Origin of the sequence: Nocardia sp. NPDC060249, assembly GCF_042728755.1 — a bacterium.
Taxonomy (GTDB): domain Bacteria; phylum Actinomycetota; class Actinomycetes; order Mycobacteriales; family Mycobacteriaceae; genus Nocardia.
In genome coordinates, this window is record NZ_JBHXAQ010000006.1 from 118,045 (window position 1) to 133,445 (window position 15,401).

Below are 15,401 nucleotides of genomic sequence, written 5' to 3' on the forward strand. Positions count from 1 at the left end.
GACGGCGTGACGCAGACGACCGCTTCGGTGAATACCCAGTCTCTCGGTGAGCTCGATCCCGAGTTGGCCGCCGCGATGGCGGGCGAGCTCGCCCGTGAACGCGACACCCTCGAGATGATCGCTTCGGAGAACTTCGTGCCGCGCGCGGTCCTGCAGGCGCAGGGCTCGGTCCTCACGAACAAGTACGCCGAGGGCTACCCGGGCCGGCGCTACTACGGCGGCTGCGAGGCCGTCGACGTGGTGGAGACCCTGGCTCGCGACCGTGCCAAGGAACTGTTCGGCGCCGAATTCGCCAACGTGCAGCCCCACTCGGGCGCCCAGGCCAACGCCGCGGTGCTGATGGCGCTGATGAACCCGGGCGAGACCCTGCTCGGTCTGGACCTCGCCCATGGTGGTCACCTCACCCACGGCATGCGCCTGAACTTCTCGGGCAAGCTCTACGACGTCCACTCCTATGGTGTGTCGAAGGAAGATCACCGGATCGACATGGACGAGGTGCGTGACATCGCGCGCAAGGCCAAGCCGAAGGTGATCGTCGCCGGGTGGTCGGCGTATCCGCGTCATCAGGACTTCGCGCGGTTCCGTGAGATCGCCGACGAGGTCGGCGCCTACCTGTGGGTCGACATGGCGCACTTCGCCGGTTTGGTCGCCGCCGGTCTGCATCCTTCGCCGGTGCCGTACGCCGACGTGGTGTCCTCGACGGTGCACAAGACCCTCGGCGGCCCCCGCTCCGGCCTGATCCTGGCCAAGCAGGAGTTCGCCAAGAAGCTCAACTCCGCGGTGTTCCCCGGTCAGCAGGGCGGCCCGCTCATGCATGTGATCGCCGCCAAGGCCGCCGCGTTCAAGATCGCTGCCACCGAGGAGTTCGCCGACCGTCAGGTACGTACCCTGTCCGGTGCGCGGATCCTCGCCGAGCGTCTGACCGGTGCCGATGTGCAGGGCAAAGGTGTTTCGGTCCTGACCGGCGGCACCGATGTGCACCTGGTCCTGGTCGACCTGCGTAACTCCGAACTCGACGGTCAGCAGGCCGAAGACGTGCTGCACGAGGTCGGTATCACCGTGAACCGCAACGCGGTTCCGTTCGACCCTCGCCCCCCGATGGTCACCTCGGGCCTGCGCATCGGCACGGCTGCCCTGGCCACCCGCGGCTTCGGCGACACCGAGTTCACCGAGGTGGCCGACATCATCGCCGCCGCCCTGGCAGGCACCTCCGATGTCGACACCCTGCGTGGTCGGGTTTCCAAGCTGGCCCAGAGCGTCCCGCTCTACCAGGGCCTCGAAGACTGGCGCCTGCTCGGCTGAGCCGAAAGCCCTTGCCCGGCTGCCCCTTGCGATGAGAGGTAGCCGGGCAACAGGTTGATTCCTGCGGCCCGGTGATGTTCTGGCGAGCCGCGCTTATCCTTGCCAGATTGTCAGTCGGAAAGCGAGCGCGTCGCTCAACCTCGTATACGGCATAGGTTCGGTGAGCGTGATCGCCGCTACGATGCCATTTCCGATGAAGCAGACAGTCGTGCCCGCGTCGACCTGGTTCACGTTTTGTTTGTAGCGGGTATTCTTCCGGCAGGGATCGTAGCCGGGCTCCTGCGATGGCTCCAGGATTGTCAGCGTGCCTTTCCCGCTAACCGAGAGCATGACGCTGCCGAACCGTACGCCTGAGACTTCACTCTCAGTCGGCAACGGGCAGTCCTTCGATTTCGATAGCCCGACGCCATACCCTGGCGCCACAGCGACCTAGCAGTCGGTGACCAACAATTGACCGGCGGTTTGGGGTACCGCAGAACTCGGTGCCACGGTCGTGGGGTCAGCAGCAATAGTTGGTGCAGGGGGCGAGGTAGTCGACAGCGAATAGCTTGTCGGTGCTGGAGCAGCGACTGGTGTCTGCGGTGGCGCCGTTGCTCGGCCCACTACGACTCCTGCAAGGCCGGTTAACGCTGCGACGAGCGCCGCGATTGCTGTAATCCAGGCAGGTCCGTGCTCTCTGAAGCGGCCTTGCGATGCTGACGGCTGAGGTTCAGGAGGCGGTCGCCCCCAATGATTGCTTGCAAAATGGATATTGCGAATTGGGCTGTTTATGCGGCTGGATCGGCTGGCATGCGGAGCAGGTGTCCACCGATGTCTGCAAGCAGTTCGAGCTTCCCGCCCAGCGCGGCGACGTAAGCGGCGATCGCCGCGACGGTGGCGACTTCGCCGCGCTCGATCTGGGAGACCCGTCCCGGGCTGACGCCCATGATTTCCGCCAAGCCTGCCTGTGTGAACTCCAGCCGCTTGCGTTCCTCGGCAAGCTGGTAGCCCCACTGTTCGGCCATGATCGCACCACGCCGCCGTGCGGCCTCGTCGTCGCCGACGCGGTTGCGGTAGGCGTCCCGATCCCACTTCTTGAAGCTGCTCATCGTTGGCCTTCCTCTTCTGCTCGTTCTTTCAGGTAGATCTCGTAGAGCGTCTCGGCTTGGGGAATCGCCTGCTCATACCACGTCTTCCACCTGCCGGTCTTGTCCCCGCCCACCAGCAGAATCGCCGACCGCCATGGATCGAAGACGAATAGAATTCTGATCATCGTTCGGCGGGGGCGCAGCTCTTTGAGATTGGCGAGTTTCGACCCGGTGAGAGTGTCGACGAGCGGGCGGCCGAGCGTCGGACCGTGTTCGGACAGGATGTCTACCGCCGCCTCTGCCTGGTCGGCGGCGACTGGATCGGTGCGTCGCAGATCCTCGATCCACGATGCGACCTCTTCGGTCTGGTAGATGTCCCAATCCACCCTCGAACTATAGCATTTCCTATAGCTCGGCAAATCTCGATCTGAAGTGCGAGCCGAGGCCCGGTTTACTGGGGTGCCCGCCGTGCTGACCGGCACGTCAGGTGTTGGCATCCAGCGCGCTCGAGAACTGGCGTCGGATCGGCTGAGCCGAAAACCGTTGCCCGACGGCCCCTGTCGATATCTGCTGACCGGGGGCCGTCGTGTGTCTGGAGGTGTTCATCGGCACGAGGCGATGCCACACCGCGGAAACAGGTGGTGTGGAGCAATAGTTGTCGGAACACACAAAGTTCCGGTGAATCGCGTACGTGCCTAATGGAATAGGGCATGGTCAGTCCGCATGGAATATCGACGTGCGCTGGCGCGTGAGGTCGGCGGGGAGGTGCACGCGTTCGAGTTGCTCACCGAAGCCGAGGCCAGGGAGCTGATCGAACTGTTCCGCGCCGCGCGCAACAACGAGGTGCGGGCGCTGCGCCGGGCTATCGACGCCGCCCTCACCGCGATGCCCGCTCCGCTGCGTAAGGTCTCGCGCAAGATCCTCTTCGGCAGCTGATGATCGAAACCGAACTGGAAGCTCAGACACAGCTCGTGGTCCTCGCGCGCACACTGCAAGTGCCGCCGCAACACCTCGCACCGCTGGCCCGTCTCGGCGCGGTGCACCTGTCGGCGATACAGCAGCAGATCCTGCGCGCACTGCACGCCGAGCACGCGGACACCTTCCGGCGGGTCAGCCCGATCGTGCCGATCTTTCCGGTGGCCGTGGGCGTCGCGCTCTTCGAGCGGGTGGTGCCGCCGGTGCTCGCCGCTCGATTCCTCGGCGCGGTCGGCATCAAACATCCACAGAAATGCGCGCAGGCGCTGTGCGCGGTCGATGCCGTCTACGCGGCCGACGGTGCGCCGTACCTCGACCCGAACGTCTTCGAACAGCTGATGCGATACGGCAGGCCGGAGCCGATCACCCTCATCATCAACGAGCTGCTGCGGCGTCGCGACTATGTGACGGCCGCGCGGTTCCTCTCGGTGGTGAACGAGCCGCTGATCGCGGCCTTGGAGCAGACCGTCCTCGATGACGCGGGCCTGGTCTTCACCGCCGCGTATGCCTATCCGGCGCACACGTTGAGCCGGATCGTGCGGCAGTTGCTGGCAGGCCCACGCCAGCGGGTGCCGGCCATGCTCCACACCGTCCTGGCGGGCCCACCCACCCTGCATCACGCGATGCTCGCCCTGTTCTGCAAGGTCGACCCCGATCTCGCGGGCACCCTCGGCGACATCTTCTTCGGCCGCGGCACCACGCACGAGGTCGGCCGATTCCTGCTCACCGCGGTCAACCGGAACGCCTCGCCCGCGCTGCTCACCGTGATCGGCCGACTCGATCCTGTTGCCCTGTGGGCCTTGTCGACGAACCCGCAATTCGCGAACACCGACGTGCTCGGCGCGCTGGTCCGCTCGCTGGACGGCAAGGACGAAGCCGATCCGTGGCGCGGCCTGTTCGCCCTCTCCGCCCGCCTGAGCGAACCGGCCCGCCGCCACATCGCCGCCACCCTCGCCGAACTCGACGAAACCTCGGTAGCCGCCCTGCCCGCGCACGCCACCGACGCCACCTACTGGCCCGCGCTCCTGCAACTACTCGCCGAATCCGAACCCGCCGCCCAGTCCCGAGTCGCCGCGATCTGGTCGCGCCTTTCCCCCGAGTGGCAAGCCGGGATCGAACGCCACATCCACGAAAACCGCTACGACACCCGGCTGAGCCGCATCACCGATGCCCTCACCACCGTCACCGCCGAAGAAGTCTTCTTCCGCCGTCGTCAACAGATCCGCCAGCGAGGAGAAGACCACTTCGCGTCGTGGTGAGGTCGATCAGTGCACCAAAGGCCGTAGGGCGCCGCCGATCCGGTCGATGACGCCGGGCTCGTGGCCGTTGGCGATCAGGTTGATGATGACCCCGTCGACGCCCTGGTCGAGGACCCGGGATCGGATCTGTTCGGCGACTTCGTCCGGGGTGCCGGCGAATTGGCGGTCGGCGACGGTGGCTCGGCGTTCGGCCTCGGACAGGGTGGACAGGTCGACGCCGAGCCGGGAGAGCATGTCGGCCTGGGTCTTTCGGGCGCGGTCACCGTCTTCGTCGACGATGGTCAGGGCGAGGAAGCTGGTCTCGAGGGTGGCGGGGTCGCGGCCCGCCTCCGCGCACCGCTGGTGCAGGGCGTCGAGTTTGCGGGGCAGTTCGGAGGCGTTGCAGATGATGTTGAGGTGATCGGCGAAGCGGGCGGCCATGCCGAAGGTCTTCTTCTCGCCGCCGCCGCCGAGCAGAATCGGCAGGTCGTCTCGGATGCGTGGCTCGTTCATCGCGTTCTCGGTGTGGTACCACTTTCCGTCGAAGGTGGAGCGCTGCCCGCGCAGCATCGGCGTGATGATCTGCAATGCCTCGTCGAGCCGCTCGAACCCGCTCGGTGAAGGTGCCGAACTCGAATCCGTACTGCTGATGCTCCAGTTCGAACCACCCCGCCCCGATGCCGAGTACCGCCCGGCCACCGCTCACCACGTCGAGGGTGGTGACGGTCTTGGCCAGCAGGGCCGGATTGCGATAGGTATTGCCGGTGACCAAGGCCGACAACTGAATTCGCTCGGTCGCGGTTGCCAGACCCGACAGCGCCGAGTAGGCCTCCAGCATCGGTTCCTCCGGCTCGCCGATCAACGGCAACTGATAGATGTGATCCATCACGAAGGCGGCGTCGAACCCCGCCCCCTCCGCCTCCCTGGCCTGCGCGATCACCGCGGGAAACAGCTCACGCACCGAGGCCGTGTTGCTGAAGTTGGGCATCTGATAACCGAGTCGAATGCTCATGACGCCGAGCGTATGACTTGGAGTGCACTCCAAGTCAAGCGCTACACCCCGACCAGCTGCGGGTAGTCGACCAGGTCGATGTCGTTGGCGGCCTTGTCGCCGTATTTCATCATGAGGGTGAAGAAGCGGGAGCCGAGGAACCAGTTGCGGGCTTTGATGCCCAGGGCGGTTCTGGGTGCGAGGAAGGGGCCCGCGTTGCTGTTGCCCGCGATCTTGGCGTAGCGCTTCATGATCCGGTCGTAGTTGGCGAAGGCGATGCCGTGATCACCTGCGGCGCAGGCCAGTTCGCCCGCGAGGACGTAGGCGCCGACGACGGCGAGGCCGGTGCCGAAGCCGGCCAGGGTGTTTCCGTAGGCGGCGTCGCCGATGAGGGCCACGCGGCCACGGGTGTAGGTGCCGTTCATGCGGACCTGGCTGATCGAGTCGAGGTAGATGTCGTCGAAGTCGGCCAGGTCGGTGAGCATGCGGGGGGCGTGCCATGCCATGTCGGCGAAGGTTTCGGTGATGATGCGGCGCTGGGTGTCGACGTCGTTGCGGGGAAAGTCGAGTTCCGGGGCGGTGAACAGGTACATCTGCTGGGCCTTCGGGCCGCCGTCGATGGCGAGTTTTCCCGGGGTGTTGTGGGCGGAGCCTGCCGCCTTCTCGCGGGGAGTGGCCGCCTCGCTCCAGCGGCTCGCGCCCGCGACGCAGTAGTAGTAGCCGAGGTGCGCCACGTAGTCGGTCTCGGGGCCGAACGCCAATTTCCTTACCCGCGAGTGGATTCCGTCGGCGCCGAGGACGAGGTCGAAGGTGCGGGGCGGGTTCTTCTCGAACCGCACGGCTACGCCGTCGCCGGTGTCGCGCAGGTCGGTGATGGTGTCGCCGAAGAGGTACTCGACGGTGGCGGCGGTCTTGTCGTACATGACCTCGGCCAGGTCGCCGCGCAGGATCTCGAGATCGCCACCGGTGAACTCGCCCGGCATCACGCCGAGCGCACGGTCGTCGCCGTCGACGAAGACCAGGTCGGTGGTGCCGGTACGCCGGGCCCGGACCGCGTCGAGGATGCCCATCCGCTCGAGTACGGTCAGGTGGGTCTTGCCCTTGAAGTCCACCGCCTGACCACCTGCCCGCAGCGCCGACGCACGTTCGACAACGGTGACGGAGAAGCCGTAGCGGTGCAGCCAGTAGGCGAGGGCGGGGCCGGCGACGCTCGCGCCGGAGATGAGGACAGTACGCATGACGCAACTCCCGATAATCTGTGTCCTATGGAATCTGTATCCGGTGGATGCAGATAAGAGTATGGTAGACACAGTTTCACGTCAAGACGATTTCCGAGAGGATGGGCACATGCCGCCGCCGACCACGGTCGAGCTGTTGTGGGGAACCGCGCAGCGCCCCAAGCGCGGGCCCAAACCCGCCCTCACCCTCGACGGAATCGTCGCCGAGGCCATCGCGCTCGTCGACGCCGAAGGGCTGTCCGCGCTGTCGATGCAGCGGCTGGCCGAACGGCTCGGCTTCACCAAGATGTCGCTGTACCGGTATGTGCCGGGCAAGGAGCAGCTGACCGCGCTGATGCTCGACACGGCGATGGGTGAACCCCCTAATACCGCGGGTGTGCAGCCGAACTGGCGAGTCGCCCTCCGGAATTGGGTCGAAGCGCTGTTCGCTCGCTACCGTGCCCACCCGTGGTCGATCGAGCTCACCCTCGGCGTGCGACCCCTCGGCCCGAACGAGATGGGCTGGACCGAGGCCGCCCTCACCGCACTGGCGGGCACCGGGCTCTCCGGCTCGGAGAAGCTGGACACGATCGTCCTGCTCAACGGCCACGCCCGCAGCCTGGCCCAGCAGGTCGCGTCGATGGGTGGGGGCGGGGAAGTGCACTTCGCCGAGCAGTTCGCCGAGATGATGACCGCGGCCGCGGGCCGCTACCCCGAGGTGCGGGCTGCCTTCGCCGAGGAAGCCGCCGCGCCGGCGGGCAAGGGCGGACCCAACGACGCCCTGCGTTTCGGTGTCGACCGCATCCTCGACGGGCTCGCCGTCCTGATCGATCAGCGAACCTGAGCAGACCCCTGGCCCGACCGCGATCGGCACCCTAGGCTCAGGACATGACCGACCAGCCGGAACTGCCGGAGCCCGCCGTCACCATCGTTCGCGAGTTCTTCAACGCGCTCGAGCTCAGCGCGGTCGACGAGGCGCTGGATCTGCTCGATCCCGCGATCGTCTGGAAGAACGCCTCGCTGCCGACCGTACGCGGCAAGAATCGGGTCGCCGGGCTGTTGCGCGGCCTGGATCGACCGAAGCTCGGGTTCTCCGCGCAGATCCACCACATCGCCGCCGACGGCGACATCGTGCTCACCGACCGCACCGACTACCTGCACGTCGGCCCGGTGCGCATCGGCTTCTGGGTGAGCGGCACCTTCGAGCTGCACGAGGGCCGAATCGTGCTGTGGGACGACCACTTCAGCAAGGGCAACGTCCTGCGCGGCACCGTCGTCGGCGTGGTGAAGGCGATCACCGGCCGCTGAGCTATCCGTGCTTGCGCAGGTACTCCAGGTAGGTCGGGCGCAGCACATCGGCCAGCTTGCCGTCGCCCGCGTGAAAGTAGTCGTCGAGCATCGGCAGCACGTACTTGATGTCGGCCGAGCTCTCGCCGAGATCTCCGGCCTCGGCCTGGGCCGCCGGGATCGACTTGAGCAGTTCCCACAGGAACTTCACGTCGCCGTGTCGCACGGCCGCCTTCACCGCGCGATCGTGCAGTTCCTTCGACGACAGCTTCTCCAGATCCTGGTCATCGGCCATGTCATCGACTCTAGCCCTCGGTGGCGCACACGTGCCGGATCCGTCGCGACAGTGCCGGTTAACGACAAATTCACGGACACGTGCGCCGGTCCAGCAGCGCGGCTACGAATTCGGCGGTAGCGTCGGTGATGCGAGTCGCGTCGGTGTGATTCGTACGGGAGGTCCTGACCGTGACTGAGCTACTCAGTGCGAGAGGGCCGGCACCTGGCCCTCGGGGCGGTTGACTCAGCGTCAAACGCCCACAAGGACGGACCGGTCCAGCGAGATCGTTCGCGCGGGTGCCGTGCGAACACATAAGGAGCCCACCGTGACTGCTGCACGCTCCGTTTCCGCTTCCGCGAAGCACACGGCCTCGGCCTCGGCCTCGAGCAATTCGGCCTCGAAGAAAGGGGCTCGCCCCTCACGTTCCGGTCGCAAGACTTTCGTCGTAGACACCTCGGTACTCCTGTCGGATCCCTGGGCCGTCACCCGGTTCGGGGAACACAGTGTGGTCCTACCCCTGGTCGTGATCAGTGAGTTGGAGGCGAAACGGCACCACCACGAGCTCGGCTGGTTCGCCCGCGAAGCTCTGCGCATGCTCGACGACCTGCGCGTGCAGCACGGCAGGCTCGACCAGGCGCTGCCCATCGGCACCGACGGCGGCACCCTGCAGGTGGAGCTCAACCACACCGATTCGTCGGTTCTGCCCGCCGGGTTCCGTTCCGACACCAACGATTCCCGCATCCTGGCCTGCGCGCTGAACTTCTCGGCCGAGGGCGCGGACGTGGTACTGGTGTCGAAGGACATCCCGCTGCGCGTCAAGGCGAGCGCGGTCGGCTTGTCGGCCGACGAGTACCACGCGCAGGACGTGGTGACCTCCGGCTGGAGCGGGATGGTGGAACTCGACGTCGCGGGCGCGCAGATCGACCAGCTCTACACCGATTCGGTGATCGACCTCGACGACGCGCGAGAGTTGCCGTGCCACACCGGTGTCCGGTTGCTGGGCAGCAGCTCGAGCGCACTGGGCCGGGTCACCGCGGACAAGCGGATCCAGCTGGTCAGGGAGCGGGAGGCCTTCGGGCTGCACGGGCGTTCGGCCGAACAGCGCATCGCCCTCGATCTGCTGCTCGACGAGAGCATCGGGATCGTGTCGATGGGTGGGCGCGCCGGCACCGGCAAGTCGGCCCTGGCGCTGACCGCCGGACTCGAGGCGGTGCTCGAGCGGCGGACCCAGCGCAAGGTGGTGGTGTTCCGGCCGCTGTACGCGGTGGGTGGGCAGGAGCTGGGCTACCTGCCGGGTTCGGAGAGCGAGAAGATGGGCCCGTGGGCGCAGGCCGTCTTCGACACCCTCGACGGGCTCGCCAGCCGCGAAGTGCTCGAGGAAGTGCTCAGTCGCGACATGCTCGAAGTGCTGCCGCTGACCCACATTCGAGGTCGGTCGTTGCACGATTCGTTCGTGATCGTCGACGAGGCGCAGTCGCTCGAGCGCAATGTGCTGCTGACGGTGTTGAGCCGTCTCGGCACGGGTTCTCGGGTGGTGCTCACCCACGACGTCGCCCAGCGCGACAATCTGCGGGTCGGCAGGCACGACGGTGTGGCGGCGGTGATCGAAAAGCTCAAGGGCCATCCGCTTTTCGCGCACATCACGCTCACTCGCAGCGAGCGCTCGCCGATCGCGGCGCTGGTGACCGAGATGCTCGAGGAATACGGGCCGAACGCGTAATCACCGGCAATCGGGCCGCGTCGCGGCCGGGATCCGTTTGATTACCGCAAACAGTGGGTAATATCCGCTCCGACACCAATCCAGCAACGGCTCGGCGAACACTGTTCCGCCGGGCCGTTGCGGATGTCGGCCAGGCTCCATTCCGGGGGCAGCCCCGGGGGCCACTCGCGAGAGGATGGATATGAACCACTTCGCTCGACGTACTGCTGCCGGGAGTGCCGCGGTTCTGGCCGCGGCGGGTCTGCTGCTCGCCGCCGGCTGCAGCGATGACGACAAGGACAAGGCCAACGACGCGGTCGCCTCGGTGACCTCCGCGATCGGCGCTCCGGGTGGCAGCGCCACCACCGAGCCCGGCATGGGCGCGATGACCACCAGCCCCGGTTCGGAAACCACGTCCGGTTCCGAGACCACCTCCGGTGCGGCCACCACCAGCGGAGCGGCAGGCGAATCGACCACCGTCTCCACCCCGAACGGCGACATCGTCATTTCCGGCGAGGTGTACAAGAAGTACGTGGCGGCCGGTGGCGCGAGCAGCCCGCTCGGCGCACCGGAAGAAGCCCAGGAATCCGGCCCCGACGGCGGCGAGTACCAGGACTTCACCGGCGGCACCATCTACTGGAGCAAGGATTCCGGCGCCCACATCGTCTGGGGCGACATCCGCGAGACCTGGGAGGAGAACGGCGGCGCCAACGGCACGCTGGGCTACCCGACCAGCGACGAGAAGGACATTCCCGGAGGCAAGCAGAGCGACTTCACCGGTGGCACCATCACCTGGGTCAACGGCGAGACCACGGTGACCCCGAAGTAGTCGGTTCCCACCTCGGCATCGCGCTCCGCCCAGCGCGGGGACCCGGTTCACCCCGTAGGTCCCCGCGCTTGCGCACGAGGTACTAAGTTGTCGGGGTGCAGAAAACTTTGACCGACCGCGAGCTGCTGGATTCGCTCGCGGACGAGGTGGAAACGAACCTGCGTCGCCATATCGAGGTGGCCGACGGCTGGCAGCCGCACGAGCAGGTGCCGTGGTCGGACGGGCGCAACTTCGCCTTCCTCGGTGGCCAGGACTGGACCCCGGAACAGTCCGAGCTCAGCGATACCGCCCGGCTCGCGCTGACGGTGAGTGTCCTGGTCGCCGACAATCTGCCCTCCTACCACCGTGAGCTCGGCAAGCACCTGCGCACCGGTCCCTGGTGGCGCTGGGTCGGCCGGTGGACGGCGGAGGAGAACCGCCACGAGATCATGATCCGCAACTACCTCATGCTCACCCGCGCGGTGGACCCGGTCGCGCTCGAGCGGGCCCGGATGCAGCACATGACCGACGGCTTCAACCGGCCCCCGATGCACCTGATCGACGTGCTGGCCACCTGCGCGTTCGAAGAGGCCGCCGCAGCGATCCGCCATCGCAACACCGCCGCGCTCGGCGAGAACCCGATCGTCACCGGGATGGCCGAGAAGCTGGCCGCCGACGACGAACTGCAGGCCGAGTTCTTCGCCGTGCTCGTCGCCGCCGCTCTCGACCTGGTTCCCGATCAGGCGGTGCGCGCGATCGCCGATCGGGCCGCCGACTTCCGGGTGCCGCACGTGGATCTGCCCGGTGGCGGATCCAGCGACGAGGCGCTCGCCGAGGCGGGCATCTACGACCCCGCGAAGCAGGGCGAGCTGGTGTTCAAGCCGCTGCTACAGCGCTGGAACATCTTCTCCCGCACGGACTTCAGCGAAGAAGGCGAAAAGGCCCGCGCAGAACTCGCGCTGTATCAATAGCGGCTGGCGCCGCGTGTTCGCGGCCCCGAGGGGCCGCCGGTCAGGCACCGCGGCTTGCTCCTTCGTCGCCTACGCCGCGGTACCTGACCGGCGACCCGGCCGCGAACGCCCCTCCTCGAGGTCGGGCGTGCGGGGCCGGGTTTCGTTTATCGCCGGTCGACGTCGGCCATGGCCAGCACGTCGAGTTTGCGGTCGAGCTCTTCGAGTGAGAGCTTGTCCGGGACGAGCCCGCGGTCGATGACGGTCTGGCGGATCGTCTTCTTCTCGCGCAGCGCCTGTTTGGCGACCGCGGCGGCTTCCTCGTAGCCGATGGCCGAGTTGAGCGGGGTGACGATCGACGGCGATGATTCGGCGAGGGTCCGCAGGTGCTCCTCGTCGGCGACCAGGCCGCGCACACACTTGTCGGCGAACAGGCGGGAAACGTTGGCCAGCAGGCGAATCGACTCGAGCAGGTTGCGGGCCATCACGGGGATGTAGACATTGAGCTCGAACGCCCCGCTCGCCCCGCCGAACGCGATCGCCGCGTCGTTGCCGACCACCTGCACCGCGACCTGGGTAACTGCCTCGGGCAGAACGGGATTCACCTTGCCGGGCATGATCGAGCTGCCCGGCTGCAGGTCCGGCAGCTGCAATTCGCCGAGCCCGGTCAGCGGGCCCGAACCCATCCAGCGGATGTCGTTGGCGATCTTGGTGAGGCTGACCGCGATGGTGCGCAGCGCGCCGGAGGCCTCGACGAGTCCGTCGCGCGCGGCCTGGGCCTCGAAATGATCCTGCGCTTCGCGCAGCGCGTCGATTCCCGTGGTGCGCACCAGTTCCGCGACGACTTTCGCGCCGAATCCGGCGGGCGCGTTGAGCCCGGTGCCCACCGCGGTGCCGCCGATCGGCAACTCGCCCAGGCGCGGCAGGGTGGCCATCGCGCGCTCGATACCCGCGGCGATCTGGCGGGTGTAGCCGCCGAATTCCTGACCGAGGGTCACCGGCACCGCGTCCATCAGGTGGGTACGGCCCGACTTCACCACGGTGCGCCACTGCTGTGACTTGTCGAGCAGGGCGAGGCGCAGATGGTCGAGCGCGGGAACGAGTTCGGTGATCACGGCCTCGGTGGCGGCCAGGTGTGTCGCGGTGGGGAAGGTGTCGTTGGAGGACTGCGACATGTTCACGTCGTCGTTGGGGTGCACGCTCACCCCCTCGCGTGCGGCGATCGAGGCGATCACCTCGTTGGCGTTCATGTTCGAGCTGGTGCCGGAACCGGTCTGGAACACGTCGATCGGGAACTGGTCGTCGTGCTCACCGTTCGCGATCTCGCCCGCCGCGGCGATGATCGCATCGGCCTTCACCGGATCGAGCAGGCCCAGATCCTTGTTGACCTGCGCGCAAGCGGCTTTCAGCAGGCCCAGCGCCCGGATCTGGGCTCGCTCGAGCCCTCGCCCGCTGATCGGGAAGTTCTCGACGGCCCGCTGTGTCTGCGCCCGCCACAGGGCGTCGACAGGGACGCGAACCTCTCCCATGGTGTCGTGCTCGATCCGGTACTGCCTGTCGTCGTCAGCCATAGTTCGACCCTAGGACGAGAACACCGTGAATGGTGGCCACACACCAGCGCGAAATCCCACATCCGCGACAGGAATACTCGCCGGGCTCAGTCGGTGGGCCAGACCGCGCACACCTCGTCGGCGAAGTCCCTGGCTTGGGTGCGACCGGCCAGGGTCGCCCCGTGTACGCGCTGCGGGTCGAGCTCGTTGGGGCCGATGGCCTTGCGTGCGGCTTGGTCCGGATGGATCACCGTGACCCTGGCCGAGCCGAGGTGGGCGAGCTGGGCGGAGATCTTCCCGCTGCGGCGCGGGGTGAGAATGTTGGACGCGAGGCCGACGATCCGGTCGTAGCCCTTCGCCAGATCCAGATTCAGCGGGGAGCGAACCCCACCGTCGAGGTAGTGGTGCCCGTGACACGACGCCTCCGGCCAGGCGAACGGGATCGCGCAACTGGCGTTGACCGCCTCGGCGAGTGAGACGCCGCTGTCGCGGTCGAAGACCTTCAACACGCCGGTGTCGGCGTCGACCGCGGTGATCCACAACGGCTGTGCCGGCCAGAGCTGCTCGGGCAGGCGCGAGGACACCGCGGCCAGCCGCAGCACGGGATCGATCGCCGACTTGCCGCGCGAAGCGTTCGCGACCCGGCGCGCCGCGCTGGTCTCGCTGGGCGCGGTGCCCGCGACGAACGCCCACTTGGCCAACTGCTTGACCGAGAGACGGTTCGGGATCTCGGCGTTGAGCCGCCCCAATTGCCGCTTGTAGAGCTCGTCGGTCGAGAGCTTGCTGCGGATTTGCGCACCGACGACCGCGCCCGCGGAAGTGCCGATCACCAGATCGGCCGACCGCAGGTCCACCCCGGCCTCGGCCAATCCGGCGATCATGCCGATCTGCCAGCCGATACCGACGATTCCGCCGTTGCCGAGGACCAGGGCGGTGCTGGGCGCTGCCATAGTTCGACTATAGGGACGCCCAGCCCCGGATCACGGTAGCGGCGGGTTCGCGCTGTCGTCGCCGTCGAAGTCGACCGAGGAGTACTCGCGCAGCTTCGTCAGGCGGTGGTAGGCGTCGATCATGCGGACGGTGCCCGACTTGGACCGCATCACGATCGACTGGGTCGACGCGCCGCCGCCGTAGTAGCGGACACCGCGCAGCAGGTCGCCGTCGGTGACGCCGGTGGCGCAGAAGAACACGTTGTCGCCGGAGACCAGGTCGGTGGTCGAGAGCACCCGGTCCAGATCGTGGCCCGCGTCGATCGCCTTCTGGCGCTCTTCGTCGTCCTTGGGTGCGAGCATGCCCTGCAGCTCGCCGCCGAGACAGCGCAGCGCGGCGGCGGCGATGATGCCCTCGGGGGTGCCACCGATACCGACCAGGATGTCGACGCCGGACTCGGGACGCGCGGCGGCGATGGCGCCGGCGACGTCACCGTCGGAGATGAGGCGGATGCGGGCGCCCGCGTCGCGTGCCTGCTGGATGATGTCCTCGTGGCGGGGACGGTCCAGGATGCAGACGGTCAGATCGGACACCGACAGACGCTTGGCCTTGGCGACGCGGCGGATGTTCTCGCCGATCGGGGCGGTGATGTCGATCGAGCCCGCGGCGTCGGGGCCGACGGCGATCTTGTGCATGTAGAACACCGCGGACGGGTCGAACATGGCGCCGCGCTCGGCGACCGCGAGCACCGAGATGGCGCCGGGGGAGCCCTTCGACATCAGGGTGGTGCCGTCGACCGGGTCGACGGCGAAGTCGACCTCGGGACCGGTGCCGTCGCCGACGAGCTCACCGTTGTAGAGCATCGGCGCTTCGTCCTTCTCGCCCTCGCCGATGACGACGATGCCCTTCATGGACACCGAGCTGACGAGCTGGCGCATGGCGTCGACGGCCGCGCCGTCGCCACCTTCCTTGTCGCCACGGCCGACCCACCGGCCACTCGCCATCGCACCTGCCTCGGTGACGCGGACCAGCTCCAGCGCGAGGTTACGATCGGGTGCCTCGCGGCGGCTGGGGGCGGGCGATGATGCCGTCATTGCGGAGTGCCTCCTT

Annotated in this window: 15 protein-coding genes and 1 pseudogene; 8 read left to right on the forward strand and 8 right to left on the reverse strand. The window is 67.3% G+C overall.

What is annotated here, in order from left to right; translation table 11 throughout:
- The first annotated feature begins 6 nt into the window (after positions 1-6).
- Positions 7-1,302 carry a serine hydroxymethyltransferase gene (glyA, locus tag ACFWFP_RS22200; protein WP_379297900.1) on the forward strand — a complete coding sequence of 432 codons (1,296 nt, stop codon included), beginning with the start codon at positions 7-9 and terminating at the stop codon, positions 1,300-1,302.
- Positions 1,303-2,069: 767 nt separating this feature from the next.
- Here the strand turns inward: glyA and ACFWFP_RS22205 are convergent.
- Positions 2,070-2,390 (reverse strand): helix-turn-helix transcriptional regulator, encoded by a 321-nt coding sequence (locus ACFWFP_RS22205; protein ID WP_379297902.1) that lies wholly within the window; start codon positions 2,388-2,390, stop codon positions 2,070-2,072.
- Positions 2,387-2,755, reverse strand: coding sequence for a type II toxin-antitoxin system RelE/ParE family toxin (locus tag ACFWFP_RS22210; RefSeq protein ID WP_379297904.1), 369 nt, complete (start codon positions 2,753-2,755; stop codon positions 2,387-2,389). Before ACFWFP_RS22210 ends, ACFWFP_RS22205 begins: the two co-directional genes overlap by 4 nt.
- A gap of 337 nt (positions 2,756-3,092) precedes the next feature.
- On the opposite strand from ACFWFP_RS22210, the gene ACFWFP_RS22215 reads away from it, so the two are divergent.
- On the forward strand, positions 3,093-3,305 hold the full coding sequence (locus tag ACFWFP_RS22215) for a hypothetical protein (RefSeq protein ID WP_379297906.1): 213 nt from the start codon (positions 3,093-3,095) through the stop codon (positions 3,303-3,305).
- Entirely contained in the window at positions 3,305-4,603 is a 1,299-nt protein-coding gene (locus ACFWFP_RS22220) for a hypothetical protein (protein WP_379297907.1), read from the forward strand. The genes ACFWFP_RS22215 and ACFWFP_RS22220 overlap by 1 nt, the downstream gene beginning before the upstream one ends.
- 6 nt (positions 4,604-4,609) lie before the next feature.
- On the opposite strand, the pseudogene ACFWFP_RS22225 reads toward ACFWFP_RS22220, so the two are convergent.
- A pseudogene (locus ACFWFP_RS22225) lies at positions 4,610-5,594 on the reverse strand (LLM class F420-dependent oxidoreductase).
- A 41-nt stretch (positions 5,595-5,635) separates the two neighbouring features.
- Complete coding sequence (locus ACFWFP_RS22230) at positions 5,636-6,811, reverse strand: FAD-dependent monooxygenase (protein ID WP_379297909.1); 1,176 nt, start codon at positions 6,809-6,811, stop codon at positions 5,636-5,638.
- Between the two features lie 109 nt (positions 6,812-6,920).
- Between ACFWFP_RS22230 and ACFWFP_RS22235 the strand changes: the two genes are divergently transcribed.
- Positions 6,921-7,634: a TetR/AcrR family transcriptional regulator gene (locus tag ACFWFP_RS22235; protein ID WP_379297911.1), complete on the forward strand. Its 714-nt coding sequence runs from the start codon at positions 6,921-6,923 to the stop codon at positions 7,632-7,634.
- Between the two features lie 44 nt (positions 7,635-7,678).
- Complete coding sequence (locus ACFWFP_RS22240; protein ID WP_379297913.1) at positions 7,679-8,098, forward strand: limonene-1,2-epoxide hydrolase family protein; 420 nt, start codon at positions 7,679-7,681, stop codon at positions 8,096-8,098.
- A 1-nt stretch (position 8,099) separates the two neighbouring features.
- Here the strand turns inward: ACFWFP_RS22240 and ACFWFP_RS22245 are convergent, their stop codons facing one another.
- The gene (locus tag ACFWFP_RS22245; RefSeq protein WP_379297915.1) at positions 8,100-8,372 is read right to left on the reverse strand and encodes a hypothetical protein; all 273 of its coding nucleotides are present in this window, start codon (positions 8,370-8,372) and stop codon (positions 8,100-8,102) included.
- A gap of 307 nt (positions 8,373-8,679) precedes the next feature.
- On the opposite strand from ACFWFP_RS22245, the gene ACFWFP_RS22250 reads away from it, so the two are divergent.
- The 3 genes from ACFWFP_RS22250 (at position 8,680) to ACFWFP_RS22260 (ending at position 11,832) form a co-directional block, all read left to right on the forward strand.
- Complete coding sequence (locus ACFWFP_RS22250) at positions 8,680-10,074, forward strand: PhoH family protein (protein ID WP_379297917.1); 1,395 nt, start codon at positions 8,680-8,682, stop codon at positions 10,072-10,074.
- Between the two features lie 181 nt (positions 10,075-10,255).
- Positions 10,256-10,882 carry an esterase gene (locus ACFWFP_RS22255; RefSeq protein ID WP_379297919.1) on the forward strand — a complete coding sequence of 209 codons (627 nt, stop codon included), beginning with the start codon at positions 10,256-10,258 and terminating at the stop codon, positions 10,880-10,882.
- 95 nt (positions 10,883-10,977) lie between these two features.
- Positions 10,978-11,832: an acyl-ACP desaturase gene (locus ACFWFP_RS22260; protein ID WP_379297921.1), complete on the forward strand. Its 855-nt coding sequence runs from the start codon at positions 10,978-10,980 to the stop codon at positions 11,830-11,832.
- A gap of 146 nt (positions 11,833-11,978) precedes the next feature.
- On the opposite strand, the gene ACFWFP_RS22265 is transcribed toward ACFWFP_RS22260, so the two are convergent.
- The 3 genes from ACFWFP_RS22265 to glpX form a co-directional block, all read right to left on the reverse strand.
- Positions 11,979-13,382 (reverse strand): class II fumarate hydratase, encoded by a 1,404-nt coding sequence (locus ACFWFP_RS22265; RefSeq protein ID WP_379297923.1) that lies wholly within the window; start codon positions 13,380-13,382, stop codon positions 11,979-11,981.
- A gap of 86 nt (positions 13,383-13,468) precedes the next feature.
- Positions 13,469-14,311 (reverse strand): patatin-like phospholipase family protein, encoded by an 843-nt coding sequence (locus ACFWFP_RS22270; protein ID WP_379297925.1) that lies wholly within the window; start codon positions 14,309-14,311, stop codon positions 13,469-13,471.
- 30 nt (positions 14,312-14,341) lie between these two features.
- Positions 14,342-15,385 carry a class II fructose-bisphosphatase gene (glpX, locus tag ACFWFP_RS22275; RefSeq protein ID WP_379297927.1) on the reverse strand — a complete coding sequence of 348 codons (1,044 nt, stop codon included), beginning with the start codon at positions 15,383-15,385 and terminating at the stop codon, positions 14,342-14,344.
- Positions 15,386-15,401: the final 16 nt, after the last annotated feature.